This window comes from Desulfosediminicola sp. (assembly GCF_048381775.1).
In the GTDB taxonomy this organism is placed as follows: Bacteria; Desulfobacterota; Desulfobulbia; order Desulfobulbales; family Desulfocapsaceae; genus Desulfopila; species Desulfopila ganghwensis.
Genome location: NZ_JBLXGE010000011.1, coordinates 131,590 through 156,733, shown reverse-complemented (window position 1 = coordinate 156,733; position 25,144 = coordinate 131,590). Strand labels below are relative to the sequence as shown.

Below are 25,144 nucleotides of genomic sequence, written 5' to 3'. Positions count from 1 at the left end.
AGTACACGTGAGCGATAAGCAACTGATTTTGGTCGTAGATGACGATACAGATCTCGTGGAAATGGTCTCCATGAAACTGGAAAATGAACACTTCCGGGTAGCCAAGGCGTATGATGGCATTGAGGCTATGGACAGGATTCAGGAAGAACGTCCCGATCTCATGGTGCTCGATGTAATGATGCCCAGAAAGGATGGCTACACTCTGTGTGATGAACTTAAAACATCAGACGACTACAAGGATATCAATATTGTCCTGTTAACCGCTGTTACCGAGGCTATCGGTACCACCAACTATACCCATCTGGGGGGCAAGACTACCCTCGCCGATGATTTTATCTCCAAGCCGATTGACCTGGATAAACTCGTCGGGATAGTTCGTGACAATCTGTAGTATATAAAGTTCACTCTACAGGTGACTTTACACAGTAGTACAACTGCTGCAGCGGTAGAGGCAAGTCCATACCCTGCAGCAGTTTTTCTGATATATTTCAAATTGCAGCACGTAATCCCGCATTTTCCATAAACATGTGACATTCGCGGGTTGTGTTCGTTTTTCGTTTTTTTGCATGAAAACCTCTAAAACCGCTCATCTCCACTATGGAGGTCCATGGATAGAGAGCTTGCAAGAACAGAGAATCGTCTCAGTGTTGGCGGAATAAAGCTCAGCCCCGAGCTTGTTCTATTCAAGTACTCACGCCGCATACACCAGCCGTGCGCCCTGCTTTCGGCACTCCGCACACTTTCCCGTCAACAGATCAACATTTTCTTTCTCAGCCAATCGCTGTACGCTGAAAAAAGTTCCGTTACAACCAACTTTTGCACACTCCCCGAATATACAGACACCACCCTGGCCGCGCTTACGGGAATGAAACCGGCAGGGAAGAATATTACGACTCATTCAACCGTCGGGGCACTGAGCATATACCCCCACAAACATAATTTTTCATTATTAGGTAAGGTTCTCTCAACATTAGTTGGAGATGGACTGCCAATTAATGGCCTCTGTACTTCCGTCTCGGCCTTATCCATCCTGACTGATTTTAGCCAATATGACGCTGCACTATCAGCTTTAGCGAAGGTTCTCGATCTGCCGGATAATCACTCGCCATTTCGTCAGGAATTTCGCATTCGACAGATCAGCCCCTGATACTTTCTCCCTCAGCTTCATGGAGGTACGATTTGGAAACGATTGCAGTATATTGGGAACCGGTAGTACGGGTTTATGGCTATGAAATCAAGCGTAACATATCCCTGATCGAACTGGACTTGCCGTTTGACAAGCTTGAGGCCGCAGGTGAACGTGCAGACCAGTTAGCCCGCAATAATAAAGGTTTCACCATGACTCTGGTTCAGCAGGACTCTGAACGCAGATATCGTTTCTGTATTGCCACCGACAACGAAGATGCAGATACCGTAGTCAGAATATTCTGCCAGATTGCAGCTACATCCGATGATGTGTTGGTACGCGAACCTCGCAAGGTCGAATTGCTCTCCTTTCATGGCCCCCACTTTCAGGACAGGTATGGAATCGCCGAAGCAACCTTCAGCACTTTGGCTCAAAGCGATATACTGATTTATGCCGCGAGTTGTACCGGCACCAGTGTCTATCTGATAGTGGAGGAAGGCAAAGCCGAAGAAGCCCGAAATATACTTTCAGCATCATTTGTAGTTCCTGAACCCAAAGCCAGAAAAGACCTGCTGCGAAATTGAACACCCTTTAAATCTCATTTATGGAGTTGTTACTGGCATGGAACGTTTTTTGGACGAACTCGACTGGCGGATACGAATATTTGATTCGCTCTCTCATCCTACCCTGATACTGAACAGGGAAAGAGAGATTATTGCCGCCAACAAAGTTTTTTACGAACGATTTCAAACCAGTCGTGAAGAACTGGCAGGCCGATGCTGTTATGATAAAAAAAACAATCAGCTCCTCGCCTCATTTCTGCCCTGTACCACTGAACGGTGCCCCCATCAAATTGCGGTCGAAACCGGCACCACACAATCGATCCAGATAAAATCTACAGATCTTTCCGGTAACCTCAAGTGGGAAGAACGCTTCTTCTCCCCCATCCTCGATGATAACGGCGAAGTAAAATACATCATTGAATCAATCAGGGATATTAGTAAAATCAAGCATCTTGAGCGAAAATACTCAAAAATGCGGGAGTTGATCGATAAGGTTGTGCAAAGCTCAGTCAGCGCCATTGTTGCAGCAGACCGTAGTGGGGAAATCATTCTGGTCAATGAAGCAGCTGAAAAGTTATTCGGCTATTCACTCCTGGATGAAGAATCAATAAGCATTGAGGATTTCTACCCCCCCGGCGTGGCGCGGGCAATAATGGAGGACCTGCGTGATGAGTCCATCGGCGGCCGGGGTAAACTCCCTGTCACCAACGTGGCAATAGTCTCTCGATCAGGTGAATCGATCCCTGTGGAAATGACTGCGGCCATAATTTACGAGGATGGTACAGAGACAGCTACCGCAGCCATATTCAATGACCTTCGTGAAAAGCACGCTGTCGCCAGAAGGCTCAAGGAAACAGAGGTTCAACTGGCCCACTCTGAAAAACTCGCATCTATCGGACGCCTTGCTGCCGGAGTCGCCCACGAGATCAACAACCCGCTCACCTCGATTCTGCTTTACGGCAATATCATGTATAACGCGCTTGAGTCTGACCACCCGTTTTCTGAGAATCTCCGTTTTATTCTTGAAGACGCAGAGCGTTGCACCTCGATTGTCAAAAACCTGCTGGCCTACTCACGACAGACCAGCCCGTCACGAGCTATTTTCTATCTCAACAATATGGTCAATGAAAGTCTGGGCCTGATTCGGGATCAAAAACTCTTTATCAATGTCAAAATTATCAAGAATTACGATGAACGGCCAATACTTGTTAATGCAGATAAGAATCAGCTTTGTCAGGTGGTTATCAACCTCTTGCTGAACGCCTTCGACGCCATGGGAGGAAATGGCACCCTCACCCTTACAACCTATAAAACCGAAGACTTCAAAGCTTTTATTGAAATTAAGGACTCCGGTGACGGTATCAGCAGCGAGATTCGCTCGAAGATTTTTGATCCTTTCTTTACCACCAAACAACCCGGTAAGGGTACTGGTCTCGGACTCAGCATGGCATATGGCATAATGCAGGAAAACGCAGGAGAAATTTACCTCAAGGAAACGGGCGATGACGGTACGACAATTGTTCTCGAACTTCCGGAAGAACCGGTTAACGACGATTTTCCATATTGCTCTATCTGTTGATAGATATTCCTGATTATCCCTCACGCGCTGCTTCACGAAGCAAGAGGCGTGAGGAGCAAGGAGTTAGGTGGAAAGGTGTACTATATTAACCTTCAGGAAGCGTTTCCTGCAACACGACCTAATGAATCTATTCAAGAAAAAACATTTGCCCATCTGTCACGCCTCACACCTCTCTCCTCCCCTTTTCAAGCTAAAGATTAGGGGTAATAAGCGTCCCACAGGGCTCGCCAGGTGTAATTTAATGGCTGACAGAATTCCAATGATAAAAGCCTCATACAACTTTGGCAGTTAGAAGAAAGATATTTAAACAACCTATTCCCTTAGAAGCTTGATCAATCCCTATACAAATTTAGATATTTATGCAAAAAACTTTATAAGAATATGGATTTGGCAAACAATACACGTTATAAATCAAGGAGCCTCTGACAAACGTTTACCTCAATCTTTTTTATCAACTCCAATGCTGAACCATAAGCCCTTGAAACCATATCATACATCTAAAACTACCTAGCCAGCTGAAAAGACAACGGAGGGATCCAGCAGCACAACTACACAGATGTAATCAGTATTCGAAAGGAATATATAACCAATTACATAGCGTGTTTTTGTGAAGCCTTAACAAGTTCAACCACGAACATAACAGAGGGCAGAGAGACCTATTATGAACTTCAACATACTTCTGACACTAGCAGTTCTCACCTGTCTGGTAGGTTTGGCGCTCCGACTCTACGCATGGTTTTCCCAGGGAATTCATCCGCCATCATTCTCTATTTCACCCTTTCAAAGACTAACCTGGGCCCTGCAAGCTGTTGTTGCCACTCTTTTCAGCGGCAAGGTCATCTCGCTCATCAAATCGATATTCACCGATCTGCTTTTTCAAAAGCGGATAATGCAGAAATCACTCCTTCGCTGGACCGCGCACAGCCTCATCTTTGCTGGTTTCATACTGCTTCTTTTGATGCACGCCATGGAGTCGGTAATCAGTGCCAACCTTTTTACGAATTACGTCTCTACCCTGAACCCATATCTCTTTCTCCGTAACCTCTTCGGAGTAATGGTTCTTGCTGGCATTGGTATCGCGGTCTTCAGAAGAATCACGCTCAAGTCAAAGCGTCTCATAAGTTACAATAGTGACTGGGCTGCCTTGATTCTGGTTGGGGTAATTATTTTATCAGGAATGCTGCTGGAAGGTTCGCGCATATCCTCCTACACTGTTTTCCAGTCGATGATGGAGGAGTATGGTGCATTCGACGAGGCAGAAGCTGCCAATGTTGAGGCGTTCTGGGTCGCTGAGAATGGTCTTGTTTCACCGAATATCTCTGGCCAAATTCCAGCCGCGCAGATTGAGCTTGGTCGCGAGGCGAACAGCTTCAGCTGTATTGAGTGCCACGCCTCAAACAGTTCCGCTTTTGCCAGTTACAGCCTTAAGGCTATAACGCGTCCCTTTGCCATGATTCTTGGCGACAGTACAGCGGTAGGCTTGTTCTATTTTCTCCACGTACTGTTCTGTCTGACCTTCCTCGCCTGGCTGCCGTTCAGCAAGATGTTTCATATCATCTCCGCACCGGTCAGCCTTCTTTCAAGAAGCGTAGTCGGCCCGGGCGCCCAAGAATTAGAAGAGAATGAGGGGCCCGGTCTCGCCAACACACTTACCAGTCAGATGGTTGGCCTGTCTGCCTGCACCCACTGCGGATCATGCTCTACAGAATGTTCCTCTTCCATGTTTTTCGAATCATTTAAAAATGATTTCATCCTTCCTTCAGAGAAGATGCAGTTTCTCAAGCATCTGGCAGCCGGCAATCCGATTGCCCCCCAAACCCGCAAGCAACTCCAGGAAGGGTTATACGTCTGCACAAGTTGTGACAGGTGCACCGAGATCTGCCCATCCGGAATCAACCTTAAAGGTATCTTCATCAATGCCCGTTACGCGCTTCTGGAAGACGGCATACCCGAAAAGACCCTGATCAGCCACTTTTCCTTTCCGCTGGCTCTTGCTCAACGATATCCAGACAGTCATCTCAAGGCGCTGAAGGCAGTTGAAGAAATATTTCGCAGAACCTTCCAAAAACTCACGGACCTTGCCCTGCCACTGTCTCTCTCACCTGCCGGAGGCATGCTGAATGACAGTTATAAAAGTTGTTACTCCTGCCAGCGATGCACCAACATCTGCCCCGTGGTCCGCAGTTACAGCAATCCTGTCGAGTCTCTTGATATGCTGCCACATCAGCTCATATACAGCCTCGGAATCGGTAACAGTGAAGTCGCCATGGGCTCTCAAATGATCTGGAGTTGCTCGACCTGCTACCTGTGCCAGGAACATTGCCCCAACCAGGTTGAACTCACCGATATTTTTTACAACTTGAAAAACGCTGCATTGAAGAAAATTGATTCCGGAGAACGCTCATGAAATACGCTTTTTTTCAAGGCTGTAACATCCCAATACGCATACAGCAATATGCAACGGCGACAGAGGCTGTATTGAAAGTTTTTGATGTTGAGTTGCACGTGGAAAACGATTTTAACTGCTGTGGCTATCCAATGCGTAATGTCGATGAAAAATCGTATATTCTGCCTTCAGCAAGAAATCTCGCCCTGGCTGAGAAAGCCTGCCTCGACATCATGGTGCTCTGCAACTGCTGCTTCCAGAGCCTGAAAAAAGCACAGCATGTACTCGCCAATGACGAAGCTCTAGCCGCTGAACTCAATGAGGTACTGGCCAGAGAAGGTCTGGAATATACGGGCAAGACGCAGGTGAAACATTTCCTGACCATCCTCCATGACCAGATTGGTATTGATACCATCAAGTCCAAACTCCACTACCGATACACCAAACTCGATTGCGCAGTGATTCATGGCTGTCATCTTCTGCGACCACGAAAAATCACCAATTTCGATGACTCTTTTGTACCCGCGATTACCGATTCGCTCATGCAGGCTGCAGGGGCAAAGAGCATCGACTGGCAAGGGCGGCTCGAATGCTGCGGCGCGGCCCTGGCCGGCATCAATGATGAACTCGCCAACAGTTTACTCGATGAAAAAATCAAAGGAGCCCAGGCAGCAGGAGTTGATTTTATCGTGCCGATCTGCGCATACTGCTATCTTCAGTTTGATATCGCCCAGGTCAACAACCTGAAAAAACAGCCGGATAAAGCTACCGATACGCCCTTCCCCGTATTGTTGTATCCGCAACTGCTCGGTTTATGCCTGGGACTTCCACCCACCACTCTTGGCCTGCCCGATAATCAGACCATCAGCAGTGATGATATTGATTCGTTACAATCCCTGCTCGGTCCCCCGGTCGAGCCCAAGAAGAGTCGTAAAAAGGTCAAAACAACTACCTGAGCTCCATAGATTTTCTCGCTTTAACATAGATGAATTAAAAGCCATCCTTTTATCCGTCGGGGTGGCTTTTTACTTTCATAAATTCCATGAATGGTATTATCTATGACTTGACCCGAATGACTCATGAGACAGTCGGGTTAACCGGAGCGGAGAGTGACAAAAGAGAATCGCTCTTCGTCTTTATATTTGCCCGGAAGGATGTCGCTGTTTTAGATGGATGGCGTGTCAATTCTAAGCATGCCATACTTCTACACCAAACTTCCTGCCGGTGCAGTACAACGTGTCATTTTCAACCTGGAACGGAGATAGTATGGGTAAAGTTATAGCTTTTGCTGGCAAAGGCGGCGTTGGGAAAACCACCGTTGCATCCCTCGTTATTCGTCATCTTTCCAATACCGGTCAAACACCGATTCTCGCGGTTGACGCCGACCCCAATAGTAATCTCGGGGAAACATTGGGAGTCGAGGTACCGACCACTGTAGGAGATATCCGGGAAAACTATATGCGTGACCCGCAAGGTGTCCCTTCCGGTATGGATAAGGTGAACTATCTGGAAACACTTGTTGAGCAGGCCCTCATCGAGCGGTCAACTTTCGATTTGCTGGTAATGGGCAGACAAGAAGGCCAGGGCTGTTATTGCATGGTCAACAATATTCTCAATAATTTTACCGATCGTCTCGCCGCCAGCTATAAACACCTGATCGTCGACAACGAAGCCGGCATGGAGCACTTAAGCAGAAGGACCTCCGGCAAGGTTGATATGCTCTACCTGGTAACCGATTACTCTTTGCGTGGTTTACGCGCTCTTCGCCGTATTTACGAGATGCTCGACAGCCTGAAACTCGAAGTTGTGCGGCTCGGCATTGTAGTTACCCGGGCTCCGGAAACCTTAGGTGAGGCATTCATGGCAGAAGTCGATGAAATCGGGGTGGAAATAGTTGGAACGATTCCGAATGACCCGGCTTTGCTCGAATTCGACATGGCTAAGCGATCGCTTATGGAGCTTGATGATTCTTCACCCGCTGTGCTCGCTGTTCAGCAAATGATGGAAGAAACCATCACTGCCTGAAAAACATTTCCACCCGAATATGTCATCAACTCAGGCGGTGTCTGCCTCTAAGATATTGTCGGCACTGGTCAGAAAACTACAGGTCCCGACAGTCACCCGAGTTTATGACACTGCAAGGGCAACCTCGGGCCAACGTTGAAAAACATGGTTAACATGGAAAATCTTAATATCCCTATCCCCTTGTCCCTCTCGCCTCACTTCTTGAAGCTGGGCTTTTCAAGCTGAAGATCAGGGGGAGTCAGAATAGCAAATACCAAAAGGGTGAGTTTAGCGACTCACCCTTTTTTATTCGTCTTTTTTTGATTCAGGTCAATTACCTCAATGTTGATTTCCTGTAGAGTTGTCATAGAATAAGAAAACGCTTAAATGTTTTCTGCTACTATTATCGAATTTTGCCAGAGAGGTAGATATGCGATGCCCCGGCCAGGATACCCAGTATTGGGATGCAGAAGCGATCTATGACGTCAACTGCCCACAGTGCAACAGTATCGTTGAGTTTTACAAGGATGACACCCAGAGAAAGTGCCACTCCTGCGGACATCGCTTTGTAAACCCGAAAATGGATTTTGGTTGTGCGAGCTATTGTCAATTTGCTGAGCAATGCGTCGGGACTCTCCCCGAAGGAATGGTCATTTCCAGCGACAACCTTCTTAAAGATAAAGTCGCAATTGAAATGAAGAGATTTTTCCGAAGTGATTTTAGGCGAATAGGCAGATCAATGAGATTAGCACGTTATGCTGAGCCCATAGCCATAACGGAAGGGGCGGCCCTTGGTCCGACATTATGTGCTGCCTACCTGCTTGAGGTTCATTGCTTGGAGAGTAATGACCAGGTCGAAATGAAACAGACTACGGTCGAACAACTGCTCATCAAAGCTGGGGCCGAGCCTCCGCTGAGACAGCAAGTGCACTCTCTTCTTGGCCTCCTGACCCGATCTGATTTCGCATCATCTCCGGAAATCAGAACCCTTTATGACGCAAAACGTATTCTGGAAATTGATGAACAGATTAAAGCTGGTAAGGTTTCTGCTGAAGATCTTCAAAAATTGCCAAACACCCTGGCAACATCAACAGGAAGAGATACTGCAGAAAAAGTCATCTCGGGACACCTGAATGGCTCTGCCGAAACAACCGGATCATAGGCGGAGGGTGAAAACCACTCCTTTAGCAGGAGTGGTTTTCAATTCCGGTCATGGGTGCTCAATCGTTATAGTGAGAACTTATTCTTCATGGCAGAACCAAATTGAACAGCCTGCTCATCTGAGGGAATCTCCTGTGCCAGTTTATCAATGGCTGTAGCCAAATCCTGCTCGTCTGCCAGATGCTCCTCGCAGATTATTGTGGCCATAGGACCAATAAAGATTGCCAAGCCCTCTTCAAGTGCTTTTTTCTGATCCTCATTCAACATACCACCTGCATAGGTCCTCGATTCAATCGCAGGCCCCAGCCCGGCTACCGCCGACAGATAGCGTAATATCTCTTCGGTATCAGGCAACTCACAGTTAAGTTCCGGTGCACCACCGTCACTGAATCGAACCCGGCCCATTTTAATTTCGGGGATCAACCGCAGGGCTTCATCACCACGTTTATTGAAGAAGTATATATAGCTGATCTCTCCATTGTTCAGAACCAGTTGCGCCGACTGATTGGCATCGGTCGCAATGTACATCATGCCTGATCTCTTATCGGCACAATATCTTTTCAGCAGAGAAACAATTTCAGCAAATGCAATACTCTCGTCATGGCTCATTTCTTCTTCCGCAGTCTGTCAAATGCCATTTGCAAACTTACGCCCATGCGTTCAATTGCCCTCGCAAGAGCCCCTATCTCATCTCCTCTATCCCTTTCGCCAATATCTGCACTTAGATTGCCTTTACTGATATCATCGGCAATTTTCGTCAATCTCCTGATAGGTGTTGCCAGATGATTAGCGAGCAGGTAGGCCATAAGCACCACACTAACCAGCGTTGCGGCCAGCAGAATAAGTGATTGGTTTTTCGATTTAACAGCAGAGCTGTAGGCTTCATCATAGTCCTGCTGAACAATAAGCTTCCAACCCATTCTGGTTTTAAATTTATAGGCAACTATCTTTTTGCCCCTCTCGGTAAAAACAAAATTGCTCCCTGCAAGTTTCTCTCTGTACTGCATGACAGGATGATAACTCATATCCTGTAGCTGGTTTTTTACCCTGCCGAGACCATGGGCAAGCAACCGGTTGTTTTCATCAAGCAAGATCGCATATCCGGTCTTGCCAATTCGTGTTTCTGTCACCGCCTTTGAAAGATCTTCCAGTGTCATGGCGATGGCGAGTACACCTTGAATCTTTTGCCTTTCAGAAAGTATAGGTTTGGCGAGGATTAAAGCAGGTTTTCCCGAGGTCTTGCCCATCAACAGCTGTTTGCCGATAGTTTTCCCACCCATAACCTGCTTGAAGTAATCACGATCACCATAAAATTTTGCTTCTTTGCCATCACTCCTGCCGATATTTTCGCCATCCGGCTGTACAGTAAAGGCCAGGTAAACCCAGTCATAGGTATCCTGGATAGACTTCAGGATCGGATTCTGTCCTTCGGCAGTCATACTCAACATTGCCGGAGACTTACTGTTCTGCTCGAGAAGTCTCAGATTGAATTCAGTCCACTCATCAACCCTGTTCGCCAAGGCCGAAGTATCTTGAACCAGGGCCTGAAAAACATTCTCCGTCCAATCCTGTTTCGCCTTGTGGATACTGATGAACCACAACCCCCCAATAGGAATGACGGCAATCAGCATCATTGCTGTTAAGATCCTATAGAGAATCGTAAAACCTTTAGGCCCACTTTCGAGTGCATTAGTTGCTTCCATCTCTCTCCTCATCAAAATCAAAACTCCCTAAAAGACACCTACCACTGCCAACGGAAACTTGGTTTCACAGATGTGCGGAAGCAATTGTTTATACGCACATATCGCACAGCAAAACATTTAAAACGACTGACCGCCTGGAGGAAAATGTAAACCTTGAAAGCTACATTGAGAAAATAGATCTGTCTCAAAGTGATCAGCCCTTGTGTAACGTTTGCACCACAAAAAACTTCATACCACCGTTGAACCAAATTCTTACGTCAACCTAGCGTAAAGCCAACCCAATATCAAGCAATTTCATAAATTTCATATATTTACGTGATATGCTCAAACAGAAAAATTAACCGCGCAATTTCAGGAAGATAAGAGACAGCCGCAAAAGCCCTGATAGCAAGTTGAACTTCATCTTAATCAGGATCAAACCGTAATATCGACAACCAGTACAAGGCTGAAAATGCGCTGGTACAAGAGATATAGAAAGGAGAGTGCTAAACTAGAGGGTATTGATCCCCCATCACAAAAAGAACATTTTAGATGAGGGATCAATATGAACGAGTCCAATTACCACCAATTCCTCACCTCAATATTTGAGAGGGGTTGGGAGTGACACTACATCAAAGCATGTTTTCAATACTGTGCTCAATGGTGTTTGAGCATCAGGCACATACTGAACACTGCCTATGCGCCCGCCATCTCACATCCAACCCCTGATCAGTTCTTACTGGGTGTAAGAGGTGTAATCAGAAAATCGTTTTACATAGACACAGCATCCTTGGGTGTTATTTTAACTCCACATTCCGGACACTTAATAGTTTTATCGATTTCATCCGAAAAGATTTCAATAGTAACACCGCATTCAGGGCATTTCAATTTGACCTCATTCAAGGTCTTATTGGCCTCAAAGCCAGGACAATGTTGATCACTCATGCAGATGCCTCCTTTCATTGTAGTTTGTTGAAACTCAACATAATTTTACAGCAATCTCATTTGCTCCTATGAGATTGCCCGCAACAACCTTTGTGAAATAGCTCTCTCTGGTTCAATAAAGGTACAGTACCTCAACATCATTACAGCTGTTTTACGCAGACCCCAACTCCTTGAGTTGGCTTTTTATGATCTTTTTTTCCCCTTTAAGTGGCTTTCTCTTTTCCATGCTATAAAAAGAGGTACTCCCCATTTTCCCGCTTCTGGTAAAGACAACCACATCAAAATCACCACTGTTATCTCCAAGTTCCTCTGCCCATAGCACCTTCTCAATCTCCATCGAAAAGTCGCTGCAGACTTTCTTGGCAAATTTTTCCGGATTCTCAGAGATGGACATTCCGTCACCAGTCTTTGAATAGATGCAAATGTATGGTTTTAAGTGACGAACACCAACCCCTCTGTCTGCGAGTCTGAAGATTTTCAGGTTATATGAGCCTGGAAACCAGGCTACAGGTTCCTGCTCATCATGTTTTTTGCCATCCCAGCTATATCTGCCAGCGAAAACCTTCATGACATCCTCCACCATCAAACAGCACCCGAAGCACACCCTGCACAAACGGTTGCCCAGGCATATTTCTGGTGGAAGGACTCAACATGGTCCTTCCACCTTGTCACATCTGATAAAATTATACATCTTCCAGTGCCCGTCTGTCTGCCATATCCATCAGAACCCGCTCCTGCCCCTTGTCGATACCAAGTTGCATTCTTTTTTTGTCTATGTGGGCAATCATCAACCGCGCCATGGCTATAGGGTCATCTGCAAATCCCCACTTTCCAAAACCTTTGGTTTCAAGTTCGCTGAAAAGATGTTTTTCGAATTTAGTACCCTTAGTCATCGGGAAAGTATGCCCAAACACCGTATAAACACCTGAAGCGACAAAGTACTGACCAATTGCAATCGCTTTCTCGCTCATCCATTCCGGAGCACAGCCGGCTGCCGGTAAATCCGCAATGGAATTACCCAGCCCGCCTGTCTTAACCATTTCTGCCAGAATCATCAGTATTCGCGAATTATCCACGCAAGCACCAAGTCCTAAAACAGGTGGAATCCCAACGGTTTCACAAACTTCAGCCAAGCCTGGCCCCGCCAGGGCTGCAGCGCCCGGGGTAGTAAGCCCTGCCTTGGCCAGCGCTATCTGGGAACAACCTGTCTGCACGACCAGTACATCATTCTTGATAAGCTCTTTCACCAGTTCTACATGCGAGAAATCCTGTTTTGAACGAGGATTGGTGCAGCCCACCACTCCGGCTGCTCCCCTGATGCGACCATTGATTATATTTGCGTTCAGCGGCTCATATCCGCTCCGAAACGAGCCTCCGAGCATATATTTAATGTATTCGTTTGAAAATCCGTGAATTCCCTTGGCAGTATTTCTCGGAATCTGAATTTCTTTGGACCTTTGTTTAAAGCGGCTTATCGCCTGAATAATTATCTCGTCAGTACATTCGAGCGGAGCATGCTCGTTCATTTCGATATGCCGGGCACCTTCAATTTTTGCTCTGTAATTGGTTGTAATAAATACTGTGTCGTAGCATTCACAGACTCTTTGAAGATCCTGTTTGATACATTGCACATCGACGGTCATGGCGTCAACGGCGCCAGACACGAGCACTGCTTCTGTGGAGGAAAAGTTCCCTGCATGGGGAATGCCGTGTCTCGAAAGCACATCAAGGCCAGAACAGCACATTCCCACCAGGTTTATCCCCTTCGCACCAGCCTCTACCGCCTTCTTGTTCAGAGTGGGAGAGCCTGCTGAGACAATCATTGATTCCAGCAGAATCGGCTCATGGCCATGAACGATGATATTCACCTGATCTTCTTTCAAGACCCCCATATCCACCTCAACCTCCACCGGAGCTGGGGTACCGAAAAGAATATCTGAGATATCCGTCGACACCATTGAGCCACCCCAACCGTCGGCAAGCGCAGTCCTTGAAATCTGTTTGGTCAGATTCTCGTAATCCTGATCGACACCGATCGCGGTACGATGCATCATCTCCATAATTTCACGCATTGCACCACGGGGCACAATGCCCTCCTGCCTCCACGTCTCAAGGGTTTCGGGTGGGACACGTTTAACAAGTGGAATCTCGCCATCAACCTGGGTATAGGTCCGCTCCAACTCTTTGTAGAGATCCTTTGCTATGTCAAGCAATGGCCGGTTTTCGGTTGGAATTTCAAGAGACTCTGCAACTTCACGCAATTTGATTGGATCTTTGATCTCAAAATCTTTTACGGTACCTTCAATTACTCCACGAAACAGGTCAAGCATCGCCATGCCATGATCTGTATGAGCCGCTGTTCCCGCAGCAACCATTCGGCCAAAGTTTCTGGCTACAATTGTGTCTATGGTTGCGCCACAAATACCGACCCTGGAGTACGGGTCTTTGGTGTTAAGCCGACATGGTCCCATGGAGCAGTTCTTACAACATGCAGAATCACTACCAATAGGACACGGACGCATGTTCTCTGCCCGATCAAAAAACAACTCTACACCATCTTTCCTGGCTTTAACGATCATCTGCTGTGTAGAATCACAGGTTGTAATATCTTCAGGCCGAATCAGTTCTTTGAGCTTCGCCATACTGCCTCCGATGTAAATAAGTTGGTATACGTCTCATTGTTCCGACAAATCGCCAACGCTGATCTGGCGTGATGTCTAGTCTACGTCACTGTGTTACACATCAAGAGTCTGCTAAGACATTGTTACGGCAGTGAGATCTAATCACATTTGGCACTAGGAATCATTCCCACCTACCCAAATTTATACCTCCACATAGTGGCAGTGTCAATAGTTACTGAACACATTTAACTGGTATTCCGAAACTTTCCTTAATTGCAGCATGACCAATGAGGGCCCACGCCCTTCATTGCTGCCCAGACCAGCTGATAATTAAGTGTAAAAGAAAGAGTATGAATAATCCAAGTGTCCAGTAAAAATTTCCTCTCTATGAAGACGCTGTGGGCTCGGAGGATTTTTACTGTATCTCAATTTGGTCGTTTCTATGCCAAGGAAGTATGAAATCAGCGCTATGAGTTGATTAAAGTGAGTTTTCTACCAGGATATTTATTCCTGTATCTCCAATTGATACCAATTATCAATCATAAAGTGAGGATTGATAATATAAGGAACAATTGTAAGATATGATTGCCGCTAAAACTTCGTTTCAAGGAATGAGGCGTGAGGAGTAACAGTAACAGCTTAATGCTATAATGATTCATGGGATTGGTCACTTGCCAATCGGTCGCGTCTCACAGCTCACATCTGTCACCTAACTTTCTAAGCTGACGATTATGAGAAAACCGATTGTAAGATTGACTGAATCTTTATGAGAAAAGAGACCTGAAAAAAGGCAGCTCTGAGCAGGGGAAACTCTGGAAAATTCGAGGATGGCTCCAGCAGATTATCTATGAAATCTGCTGGAGTCACATCTGGAAATAGCTTGAGAAGCTATTCGGGCCGGTACTAATTTTTAGCGTAGCCCTGCAGTGTTTCTGCTATATCAAGGAGCTCCTGGGGGACATCATTGATGGTGGTATCAAAAGGCCTTCGTCCCATTCGGTCCGCTTTAACGATTTCATCATGCTCAGGAATACAACCCAGCAATGGAAAGTCCGGCAGAGACTCCCGGATCAGTTCTATATCTTCTTCACTTCGAACCCTGTTGCCTAAAATAACAATATTCTTTATGCCGATGTCTTCGCCGAGCTTACGGATTTTATGGGCCGCATTCCTACTGCGTGCGCCAGGGTTTACAACTACAACCAATGCGTCGACCGAACCTGAAGTTGCCCGGCCAAGATGCTCGACCCCGGCCTCCATGTCCATTAACACAATTTCATCCCTGAACAGTACCAGGTGATTCATCAATGCTTTTAAAATTGTACTCTCAGGACAGATACACCCGGAACCACCACTCTGGACAGTTCCCATAACCAGCAGTTTGACGCCATCCTTTTCTTTTGAGAAACGATCCGGAATATCGTCAACTTTTGGGTTCAAGGTAAAAAAACCACCCATGGTTCCAGGTTTGGCCCCAGTGCGCTCTGAGATAAGATCAGAAAGCTCAGCGATTGGTGTGATCGGTTCTTCCTCCGGGATGCCCAGACCCGCAGCCAGATTCGCCACCGGGTCTGCGTCTATGGCGATCACCCTGTTCTTTCCCCCAGCGGCCAGGCAACGGGCCAGTAATGCAGTTACCGTAGTTTTTCCCACGCCACCTTTACCGCCAACAGCTATTTTCAAGCCCACGTCGATTCTCCTGTAGAGATAATTTGATCCGGCACCATTCGCATATATTCAGGTTCCGGCTTGATATCATGCAACCACTCCAAGTCAGCTTTTTCATCAGTTCAGACAGTGTCAGACGTGAAGTCTTCGGCTGAAGAACTCAGCATACTAGGGAATGCGAGTTTGTACCCATTGGAATGCTTACCTGTTTACTTCTAAAATACACAAGAAACTTAGACAATATTTACCGTCTCTAAAAGCGTTTCAGTACATCTCAGGTGAACATTAGGTATACCTTAAACATGTCTTCAATTTCAATTGGCAAGAACCACCCAGACACACTACACATAAGAAATTCGGTAGAGCCCCTGATCAAAATCCAGTTCTGTTAGTTCTCTTTAATAATCTTGCCATTCCCGTCAACCAGGGTTACCAGGAAGTTATTTTTGTGTGCTACGTCGTTCAATTCCTCAACATGGACAGCCTGCACTTCATATTTTTTACCCTTTTCACGGGGTATGGAAAGGAAGCAATCGTTGGCTTCATCCTTGGTTTTAAAGGCCGGGATAAAGTTCACGTCTTTATCCTGATCGTAGAGACCGAGATAACTTTCTTCAGTTCCCACTTTATCGACATATACGTATACCCACTCGTCAGACTGCTTATCAGAGGTCATTTTTAGCTCCGTTGAACATATCAGTTTGATATCTTGCCTTTTCCACGATGATATATCAGCCGGAATTTCTCACGATAAATTCCGGCTGGTGCTACCGCTATCCTAATACATCTGAACCGTTCAGGAAATCGGTAATAGTATATAGTGCATTTGTCAACTTGCCACGCTGTTTCAAAAAAAAAAGCCCCGCTCTAAAAAGAGCGGGGCTTTTTTACCATATCTTTCCGGAAATATTTAGATATCCAGATAAGAATCAGAGAACAGGTTCTCACCGGTGATTACCCTCACGGTCTTCACGTAATCACCAAGTTCTTTGCTCAGGGTGGATGGATCAGGAGCGGTCCCGTCCATGGCCTGATGAACAACATCAACGATATCAGGACGCTGACCCTTAGCAACTGCGGTAAGGCCATCATCAAGAGGATCGGAGATAACAGACTTCATGCCGTAACGCTCAAGCATGATCATATAGGTGGTATTGAGAATAGGACGAAGCTCTACAGGAGGTCCATTGGAGATGTTTGAAAGACCACAGGTAGACATTGCGCCAGGAGCTATGTCTTCGAGCATCATCTGGAAGTTCAACAGACTCATACACTGCTGCTGCTGAATATTCACTGGAGTAACGATACCATCAACCCAGATTTTCTCATTTGGAATTCCTGCCTCATTTGCAGCGTAAAGCAGTTCAACACAGAGAGCGGCGCGCTCATTCTCATCACGTGGCAGGCCATCCGGTCCCCACATCAGGGCAACGATGTCAGCCTCGTACTTGGCAGCCATCGGTAACATTGCATTATATCGCTCCGGACGAGCCATGATAGAGTTGACGATATGTGGCTTGGCACATGGCTTCAACACTTTCAGTCCTTCTTCAATGGCCTGTATATTGGAAGTATCGAGAAGCAGCGGAATCTCAGGTACTACTTCCTGCACGACCTGGCATACCCATGGCATCAGCTCATGTCCGTCCTTCTTGGCCGGTCCGAGATTGATGTCAACGTAATCCATTCCTTTCTCTTTCTGCTCGAGAGCTTCTTCCTGGATTGGTTTCGGATCGCGCTCCTTGAATGCTCTTCCTATTTTAGTGGAGATAACATTCAAGCTTTCACCAAAAAGAATCATTGTACTCCTCCGTAACTGAGTTCGTAATCAATATTCCACAGTTAAAATCTGGAATATTTATCATCAGCGGTAGCCTCTACATAGCTTCCCACCAGGATTGTCACTCTGCCGGTTCGAGAACCGGCAGAGTGCATCACCAATTATCACCAATTAAACACGTGCTTTCAGAAAACCTGCCAAATGGGCCGATTCTCTTGGACCTACTGTAATTTTCCAACCGGAAAGTTCTTCCTCAACGTCACCTGCGATAGCAGCGGCGTAACCAGGAATAACCAATTCCTGATGCTTGACTTTGTCCATAATTCCACACTTCTTCACGAACATACCAACATCATCACCACCAAACTTGCCGGCCGCCCATGCTGTAAGAACTGACAGACCTTCCGCATCCTTGATAAGCAGCCATGCGGGCACCTTACTCGCTTCAATCTCACCGGAAACTATGAAGTAGGTAAGAGCAAAGTTGGTTGTTACCAGTACAGGCGAATTGTCATCCGGGTTGCCGATCGGGTAAATACCTTCGGTTACGGTCATCGGCCGCTGAGGATCGGTGAAGATATTCAATCGTTCCAGGAGCAGCGGGAAAATAACCTCGGTCTCCAGGCTGGAGAGCACGACAATACCGGCATACTTGGAAACAAACATACCGGCAACCAGTGCTTCCATATCGGAGTTTGATGCCATCTCGGATGCAAATACGATGGTCGGGAACCCGAGGGAACGGTTGGTGTCTTTCAGCGCGGCGCGACGGATAGCGACCTGATCTTCCAGGGCCTGCTTCAGCTCACGACTTCCGGAATCAATGACCAGATCCTTGAGCCCCATACCGGTAAGTTTATCGGTAAGAGCTATAATGCCGTCGATGGAATCAGCCTTAACAGCCAATGGCAGATCGTTATCAAGCGCGATCTTACCCAATTCATCTGCATTTGCCTCAGTTGCTGCATAAATGAGCGGTCTCTTGAAGGCGGACGTTGCTACTGCCGCCTCAATGGCTGCGACATCGTCACTCATGAGGATCAGGTTGAACTCAGAGGTCTCTGCAATCTGTTTGGCAAGAGCTGCAAAAGCAACGCTATCACCATTAACATCTTTCAATGCAACCAGCTCAGGACGCAGATTCAGACCAACACGCTCATATTGCAACGCGTTCCAGGCCTTCATTTTAGCTTCCACCTCGGCCGCATCGGTGTCTGAGGTGATGGTTCCCGCAAACATAGTCGGGTTGAAAAATGTTTTTTCATGCCGGAACATGACAGTTTCACCACCGGTGGTCGCCTTACGCACACCCTGGCCAACAACAACAGGACGAATTGGTGGTGCGGAAGCCTCCGCCAGCTGAGCACGGGCCTCATCGGATACGTATGGGCAGGAATCAAGCTCGGCCTTACCGGAAGCGAGATTCATTGCAAACGCCAGACAGGTAGGAACGCCACATTCCTTACAATTGGTCTTGGGCAGGAGTTTGAATATCTGTATACCTGTTAACGCCATTTGTTTTTTCTCCTTGTCTATATGTCCACACAGACTTCAGTGGCCAGCCACTTCGGATAATATATCATACGAAGTGGCTGAACCGTCTGCGAAAATAATTAGCCAATCAGCGGATCCATGCTCAGTGCAGGGTGTCCTTTCTCCTGAAGCCATGGCATGATCTCGTCCTCAGTGATACCCACGGTCTCATCGGCGATCATATCCGCAAAATTCTTCACGCCCATCTCTTCGCCTCTGGCGTTCAGTCTGTCACGAATCTCATCTTTCAGGATCTTAGGCATCCAGACCATTCTCAGGATACCACCATCACCAAGGATAAACTTCTTCTGGGTAATGTTGAACTTGGAGTGGCCAACAAAACCAGGTGAAGAAGCACCACCGCCCATAACACCGGCCAGAGTGGTGAATTTCATACCCGATGGAGTCTCGCCAGCATAGTCACGTCCAACAGTCATGATGCCGTTACAGCTTGGCAACATGGCGGCGATACACTCACAACAACCACAGGTGGTCATAGGAGCTTGAACCATGGAATAGAAGTTATAGGTATCGACGGCGCCTTTGGATGCGATCTTGATGAACTCATCTACACCCTCGAAACGTCCCAGTACCGGATCGAGAACCTTGCCTTTCTTGATCGGCTGGTTCGGACCGGTGGGGTTGATTTCGTAGGAAGCTTTACAGTCCATCCAGTTATAGGCACCACAAAGACCTGTACGCTCAGGACTTACGGTACAAACGTGGCTTGGGGCAAAAGACTGACAGAGACTACAACTGTAGAAGGTCTCGACATCTTCATCGGTCATAGTGTCTACACGCTCGTCACGCATCTTGTACTCGGCACGTGCACGGGTAGTCATCTCATCAACATCTTTCTGATTGGTGAAAAGAGTAACCTGAACCTTGTCGACGATCTTCTGAAAATCCTGATGGAACTTGGCATGCAGTACCACACCGATATCCTTCAGAGTGAAGCCCTTGTCGATGGCAGCCTTGCTGATACGTACCCAGGAGATATCTCTCTGGCCGATATGCATGATGCCCTGGATATAGTTTACAAGGTGATGGATCTGACGCTCCATGATCGGCTCGAAATCAGCCTGGAACTCACGACCGGCAATCTGTACATAGATGCCCAGCGGCAGGGTATCGCCCTCTTTCATATCGCCGATATCCGGTCCGACAACCTCAACCTTGCCATCTTCAATATCTTTCATGTCTGCCAGCTTCACCAGCTCGGTACACTGGGTCTTACCACCACCCATCTGGCCAAACAGATCTGCGCCACGTACACGCTCGCCCTCAAAAGCAGGACCAAATGCGCATGGAATGTCGATCTCGGTGATGTTAATCTTCAGACCGCGAACCTCAACGGACTTCTGGCAGATCTCATCATGAGGCACGTTGGCAACAACATGCTCGTAGGTACAGATACCCGTTGGCAGAATCTCAGGGATATCAGTATCGGCCAGAGTCGGGAAGCCCCAGTTAACACAACCGGCGGCGGCAACGGCCCACTCTGTTCCGACATCACCAAGGGCATTAACAAATGCGAAAACACGCTCTTTGTTGTACATCAGCATCTTGCGGAAATCACCAGGCTGAACACCACCAAAGGCCATTGCTGCCCTGTTGGCGAAACCTAGTGCGAAGACGGCAGAAGAAATATCAGGGCCAAAAGGTACGATACGGGTATTCCAACCTACCTGCATACCAGCTTCGACACACTGCTCAACCGCTGTTTTGCCGTAATGGTTTGCCGCACAGAAGATATACAGAGACTTCTTCTGGTAATCTTCAATGATCATCTTGGCAGTCTCAGCATTTGGGGCTGCACCAACGATAGCTGCAAAACCCGGTGCAGAACCATCAACAAACTCAACACCACGCTTTCTGAGAATGGTATCGTCAGCAGGACCAACCCAGATCTTTCCAGCCTCTGTATCGGGATCTTCTGTAAAGGTATAGAAATCAGGCTCATTCAGAATACGAATGGCTTCTTTAATCTCATAAGCGAAGATACCGGCCATACCGGCATCCAGCAGGGGGCCGAGGTATGGCAGATGATTGGCGCCTTTCAGGTGCGGTGGCAGCAATCCACGGGCAAACGCCAGAGGCTTCTTGAGATCCTCGAGGGTCTCACACTTCATGCCGGTAAGGGAATAGATAACCGGCAGATAATATGCGGTGTTTCCGAAGCCGATTTTGGTAGAAGCATCGTACGTCTGGAGAGCTCTCTCAAGTTCGCCCTCAACCTGTGATACGACCTTATAGCCGCCCTGTATCGCTGCAAAAGCTACTAATCTAGACATGCTTTCCTCCTTCTTTGAGGATTAATTTATCACGTGTTCGTCAACTTCGAATGTTATTCCATTCCAAGAGCTTGCCTGTCGGCCATGTCCATGAGAACCCTCTCGCGTGCCTTATCGATGCCAAGCGCAGCGCGTTTCTTATCGATATGCGCGATCATCTTATGGGCGTGCTTGATAGGATCGGCCTCGCAATCCCACTTACCGCCATACATTTTCTCCATATCTTTATAGAGATAGTCCTTGAATACAGGGGCACCTTCAACCGGCATATGATAGCCGAACACGGTATAAACACCTGAAGATACGAAATACTGTCCGATAGATATAGCTTTCTCACTCATCCACTCCGGGGCAGAACCGGCCGCCGGCAGATCAGAGATGTCATCACCAAGTCCACCAGCCTTCACAACTTCAGTGGCTGCCAGCAGGATACGACTGTTATCTACACAGGAACCGAGGTGCAGAACCGGTGGGATACCGACAGTCTCACAAACCTCAGCAAGACCAGGACCGCAGTGAACACCGGCAGCCTCAGGAGTAAGCAGCCCTTCCATACCAGCGGCAATTGCTGAACAACCTGTGGTCAGAACGATGACGTCGTTCTTGATCAGTTCCTTGATGATCTTGATATGCGCATCATTGTGCTTGGTACGGGCGTTGTTACAACCAACAACACCGGCGATACCGCGGATACGACCGTTAATGATGTTATCGTTCAAGGTGTAGTAATCGCCACGGAAAGTTCCACCAAGATGATACTGGATGGACTCAACACCAAATCCGGCGATCTGCTTGGTCTTATGACGCGGGATCATGATCTCGGCGCCACGTTCCTGGAAGTTATCGATGGCCATCTTGACGATGCGCTTGGCATCCTGCATGGCGTAATGTTCGTCAAACTCAATGTGGATGACGTTTTCCTGCTCCATCTTGGCGATCGGATGGGTGGTGATCAGCTTGGTATGGAAACACTTGGCAACGTTGGCCAGGTTCTGGAATACACACTGAACGTCAACAACCATCGCGTCACAGGCACCGGTGATAATTGCCAACTCCTGCTGGAGATAGGTTCCTGCAGGTGGCACGCCGTGGCGCTGAAGGATCTCGTTTGCGGTACAGCAGATACCACCGAGCTGGATACCCTTGGCACCTTTCTCTTTGGCGTAGTCGAGCATTTCCTGAGACTGGGAAGCGGCAACGATCATCTCGGAGAGCAGCGGCTCATGACCATGAACGATAATGTTGACGTGATCTTCCTTCATGATGCCCAGATTCGCTTCAGACTGCAGCGGGGAAGGAGTACCAAACATTACGTCCTGAAGGTCAGTACCGATCATGGAGCCACCCCAACCATCAGCCAGAGAGGCCCGTGCGCCCTGCTTCATCAGGTTTTTGTAGTCCTGATCAACGCCCATATGGGTGCGGTGCATGATCTCTACGATCTCGCGATCGATTGCGCGGGGTTTAACGCCCATTGCTTCCCACTTCTCCTGCAGCGGCTTGGGAGCGCGCTCAAGATAGAGAAGTTCTCCACCGTTCTTGCCCCATTCGGCGATAGCCGACTCGGCAACGGCCAGTGCAATCTCATCGATATCTCTATCGAGGGTCTCACCATCTACCTCTACTGTGGTCTCTACACCGTAATATGGTGCAATGGCGCGCAGTTTGGCAGGATCTTTAATGGTGTAATCCTCGGTTTCCTTACGTGCTACGGACAAAAAGGTTTCGGCAACGCCACGACCATGGTCGGAGTGAGCTGCCGCACCACCTGCGATCATACGAATGAAGTTACGTGCTGCGATTGTGTTTGCGGTTGCACCACACAGTCCTTTACGGGTGTCTTCGCCTTGGATTCCATCTTTTGGTAAAGGCAGTCGACATGGTCCCATTGCACAGTTCTTACAACAGATCCCCTGCATGCCGATGGCACAGGGTTTCATGGTAACTGCTCTGTCAAAAACTGTCTCTATCTGAAGTTGCTGCGCGCGACGGATCATCTCCTGGGTTGCCACGTCAATGGAAGCTTCCATCGGATCTGCTAGTTTGGGAGCTTTAGCGGGTGCTTTTGTTGCTTCTGCCATCAGAGGTTCCTCCTCAAGTATGTTCTTAGCTTGTTTCGCTTGCACTACCACATTTTCTCAACAATGCATGTCCCGTTTAACGCTTATGGAACCTGTTCAGCATGTCGAGAATTTTCTCCTGAACAGTCATCTGAACAGCATCCGGGGTTTTGGCGATCTCCCCTTCCGGTGCGGTTGGCCGTGCAGTAGCATGCTTGGCACGCTCTTTGGCACGTTCTGCGCGAATTGCTGCCTCTTCCGCCTCACGCTGCTCAACAGCCTCACGTGCAGCTGCAGCTTCAGCCTCTTGCTTGGCTTTGGCTTCTGCCTCTGCTTTGGCTTCCGCATCAGCTTTAGCTTTGGCTTCTGCCGCGGCTTTAGCTTCTGCATCTGCTTGAGCTTTGGCCTCTGCATCTGCTTTGGCTTTTGCTTCGGCCTCTGCCTTGGCTTTAGCATCTACCTCAGGAGCAACCTTTGGCTCTGCCGGCGCTTCCGGTTTGGTCTCTTTCAGCTCGGCTTTTACCTCAGGCTTGGCTGCCGGTGCCGCAGGAGCTTCTTTCTTAGCCGCAGGAGCAGCTTTCTTGGCCGGTGCCGCTTTTTTCTCTACCTCTATGGTCAGATCAGGCTCAGGAGCCAGTGCTGCAAAATCGACAGAAGCCTCGGCAAGCCGCTTAGCAATGCCTGCAGTTCCGTTTAAGGAGCCGCCATCACTCATGGCCTTGATAAACTCTTTGGTCATGCGGATGGCCTCAGGATGACGCATGATCAGGATATTTGATCCGGTCATCAGGTACGATACCGCCGCAACTGATTCCATGAGAATTCCGCGACGCTCCGGGTCACCCAGCAATGGAGCCTCTTCCACAGACAACTTAGCTTCCTTACACTTCCATACTTCATTTCCGAGATTGTTGATCATCGGGAACTGCAATTTCTCGTCGCCCTGGGTCATGGCGGCCAGGTTCAGGCGCTCCATGACAGAGTAGGTGTACTCAAGTCCATACCCCAGTCCACCGGTAGTCGGATCTACCAGTATCCTGTCCATGGGCATGCCGAGATTCTCGAGCAGAATGTTGACCTGCTTGGCAAGGTTTACATCAATCGGAGAAGAAGAAATAAGTGTATGGCCATAACCCATTGCCGCAGCACCGATTCCTTTGTAGTTCTTCTCTTCAACCGGTCCGAGAACGAGATTGCAACCCTCGCACTTCTCTGCAACAACTTTCAATACCTCCTCGTCTTTCTCAGGCGATGCACAGCCCCAGACGATAAGGGGAACATCAATAGCATCAAAAACATTCTTTACTGTCTCTGCAGCCGATTCCGGGCTGGCATCCTTATCGTTTGGATCGATGGATTTCAGTTGGAGAACGATTGCCTCTGCACCATACTCATCAACACATTTTTTGGCCCAGGCGGCAGGGTCTGCCATGACCCCCTCAAAAGGAGCTGTGACCGCTTCCGGCCAGTCCTCGGGTTCCATGTCCCAAATTTCCATCGCAATTAAGGGCTTGTTCGGCATCTCTCCCTCAAATGTGTAAAATGGGAAAGATGTCTCGCCACCAACAGTTATGGCAGAATCTCCCTTGCCTATGGAAATTTCCCTTATACCACCAGTATAGGATTCCTTCTTAATTTCAAATCCCACTTTTGCCTCCTTAATGGTGAGTGTTTGTTACCTGAAGGTTGCCGTTACCACCCAACCTCAACCTTCCCTTTTTATGACTCAAAATGTAGAGGTA

Annotated in this window: 20 protein-coding genes; 8 read left to right on the top strand and 12 right to left on the bottom strand. The window is 47.8% G+C overall.

Annotated features, from left to right (window positions below; genetic code table 11):
• Window positions 1-7 precede the first annotated feature (7 nt).
• The 8 genes from ACN5NT_RS17645 to ACN5NT_RS17610 all read left to right on the top strand — a co-directional run bounded on the left by ACN5NT_RS17645 (window position 8) and on the right by ACN5NT_RS17610 (window position 8,820).
• A complete protein-coding gene (locus ACN5NT_RS17645; RefSeq protein WP_136799049.1) occupies window positions 8-391 on the top strand; it encodes a response regulator in 384 nt (127 codons plus the stop codon).
• A 216-nt stretch (window positions 392-607) separates the two neighbouring features.
• The gene (locus ACN5NT_RS17640) at window positions 608-1,147 is read left to right on the top strand and encodes a hypothetical protein (protein ID WP_419176304.1); all 540 of its coding nucleotides are present in this window, start codon (window positions 608-610) and stop codon (window positions 1,145-1,147) included.
• A 32-nt stretch (window positions 1,148-1,179) separates the two neighbouring features.
• Window positions 1,180-1,710, top strand: a complete 531-nt coding sequence (locus ACN5NT_RS17635) for a hypothetical protein (RefSeq protein ID WP_419176303.1) — start codon at window positions 1,180-1,182, stop codon at window positions 1,708-1,710.
• Window positions 1,711-1,747: 37 nt separating this feature from the next.
• Window positions 1,748-3,268 (top strand): PAS domain-containing sensor histidine kinase, encoded by a 1,521-nt coding sequence (locus tag ACN5NT_RS17630; RefSeq protein ID WP_136799046.1) that lies wholly within the window; start codon window positions 1,748-1,750, stop codon window positions 3,266-3,268.
• A gap of 661 nt (window positions 3,269-3,929) precedes the next feature.
• Window positions 3,930-5,675 carry a 4Fe-4S dicluster domain-containing protein gene (locus ACN5NT_RS17625; RefSeq protein ID WP_419176302.1) on the top strand — a complete coding sequence of 582 codons (1,746 nt, stop codon included), beginning with the start codon at window positions 3,930-3,932 and terminating at the stop codon, window positions 5,673-5,675.
• A complete protein-coding gene (locus tag ACN5NT_RS17620; RefSeq protein ID WP_419176301.1) occupies window positions 5,672-6,610 on the top strand; it encodes a CoB--CoM heterodisulfide reductase iron-sulfur subunit B family protein in 939 nt (312 codons plus the stop codon). The genes ACN5NT_RS17625 and ACN5NT_RS17620 overlap by 4 nt, the downstream gene beginning before the upstream one ends.
• Window positions 6,611-6,920: 310 nt before the next feature.
• Entirely contained in the window at window positions 6,921-7,679 is a 759-nt protein-coding gene (locus tag ACN5NT_RS17615) for an AAA family ATPase (protein WP_136799043.1), read from the top strand.
• Between the two features lie 409 nt (window positions 7,680-8,088).
• Window positions 8,089-8,820 carry a phosphohydrolase gene (locus tag ACN5NT_RS17610; RefSeq protein WP_136799042.1) on the top strand — a complete coding sequence of 244 codons (732 nt, stop codon included), beginning with the start codon at window positions 8,089-8,091 and terminating at the stop codon, window positions 8,818-8,820.
• 65 nt (window positions 8,821-8,885) lie between these two features.
• Here ACN5NT_RS17610 and ACN5NT_RS17605 read toward each other — a convergent pair whose 3' ends face one another.
• The 12 genes from ACN5NT_RS17605 to ACN5NT_RS17550 all read right to left on the bottom strand — a co-directional run bounded on the left by ACN5NT_RS17605 (window position 8,886) and on the right by ACN5NT_RS17550 (window position 25,050).
• Entirely contained in the window at window positions 8,886-9,428 is a 543-nt protein-coding gene (locus ACN5NT_RS17605) for a hypothetical protein (RefSeq protein WP_136799041.1), read from the bottom strand.
• Entirely contained in the window at window positions 9,425-10,522 is a 1,098-nt protein-coding gene (locus tag ACN5NT_RS17600; RefSeq protein WP_419176300.1) for a cache domain-containing protein, read from the bottom strand. Before ACN5NT_RS17600 ends, ACN5NT_RS17605 begins: the two co-directional genes overlap by 4 nt.
• Window positions 10,523-11,272: 750 nt before the next feature.
• A complete protein-coding gene (locus ACN5NT_RS17595) occupies window positions 11,273-11,446 on the bottom strand; it encodes a hypothetical protein (protein WP_167495862.1) in 174 nt (57 codons plus the stop codon).
• Window positions 11,447-11,597: 151 nt separating this feature from the next.
• Window positions 11,598-12,014 carry a hypothetical protein gene (locus ACN5NT_RS17590; RefSeq protein WP_136799039.1) on the bottom strand — a complete coding sequence of 139 codons (417 nt, stop codon included), beginning with the start codon at window positions 12,012-12,014 and terminating at the stop codon, window positions 11,598-11,600.
• A 115-nt stretch (window positions 12,015-12,129) separates the two neighbouring features.
• Window positions 12,130-14,088 carry an anaerobic carbon-monoxide dehydrogenase catalytic subunit gene (cooS, locus tag ACN5NT_RS17585; RefSeq protein WP_136799038.1) on the bottom strand — a complete coding sequence of 653 codons (1,959 nt, stop codon included), beginning with the start codon at window positions 14,086-14,088 and terminating at the stop codon, window positions 12,130-12,132.
• A gap of 882 nt (window positions 14,089-14,970) precedes the next feature.
• Window positions 14,971-15,750, bottom strand: coding sequence for an AAA family ATPase (locus tag ACN5NT_RS17580; protein WP_419176351.1), 780 nt, complete (start codon window positions 15,748-15,750; stop codon window positions 14,971-14,973).
• A 373-nt stretch (window positions 15,751-16,123) separates the two neighbouring features.
• Complete coding sequence (locus ACN5NT_RS17575) at window positions 16,124-16,411, bottom strand: hypothetical protein (RefSeq protein WP_136799036.1); 288 nt, start codon at window positions 16,409-16,411, stop codon at window positions 16,124-16,126.
• Window positions 16,412-16,645: 234 nt separating this feature from the next.
• Window positions 16,646-17,536, bottom strand: a complete 891-nt coding sequence (locus ACN5NT_RS17570; RefSeq protein ID WP_419176299.1) for a dihydropteroate synthase — start codon at window positions 17,534-17,536, stop codon at window positions 16,646-16,648.
• A 150-nt stretch (window positions 17,537-17,686) separates the two neighbouring features.
• Entirely contained in the window at window positions 17,687-19,030 is a 1,344-nt protein-coding gene (acsC, locus tag ACN5NT_RS17565; RefSeq protein ID WP_419176298.1) for an acetyl-CoA decarbonylase/synthase complex subunit gamma, read from the bottom strand.
• Between the two features lie 98 nt (window positions 19,031-19,128).
• Window positions 19,129-21,342 carry an acetyl-CoA decarbonylase/synthase complex subunit alpha/beta gene (gene acsB / locus ACN5NT_RS17560; protein WP_419176297.1) on the bottom strand — a complete coding sequence of 738 codons (2,214 nt, stop codon included), beginning with the start codon at window positions 21,340-21,342 and terminating at the stop codon, window positions 19,129-19,131.
• A 53-nt stretch (window positions 21,343-21,395) separates the two neighbouring features.
• The gene (gene cooS, locus ACN5NT_RS17555; RefSeq protein WP_419176296.1) at window positions 21,396-23,423 is read right to left on the bottom strand and encodes an anaerobic carbon-monoxide dehydrogenase catalytic subunit; all 2,028 of its coding nucleotides are present in this window, start codon (window positions 23,421-23,423) and stop codon (window positions 21,396-21,398) included.
• A 76-nt stretch (window positions 23,424-23,499) separates the two neighbouring features.
• Window positions 23,500-25,050, bottom strand: a complete 1,551-nt coding sequence (locus ACN5NT_RS17550; protein ID WP_136799031.1) for an acetyl-CoA decarbonylase/synthase complex subunit delta — start codon at window positions 25,048-25,050, stop codon at window positions 23,500-23,502.
• Between the last annotated feature and the right edge of the window lie 94 nt (window positions 25,051-25,144).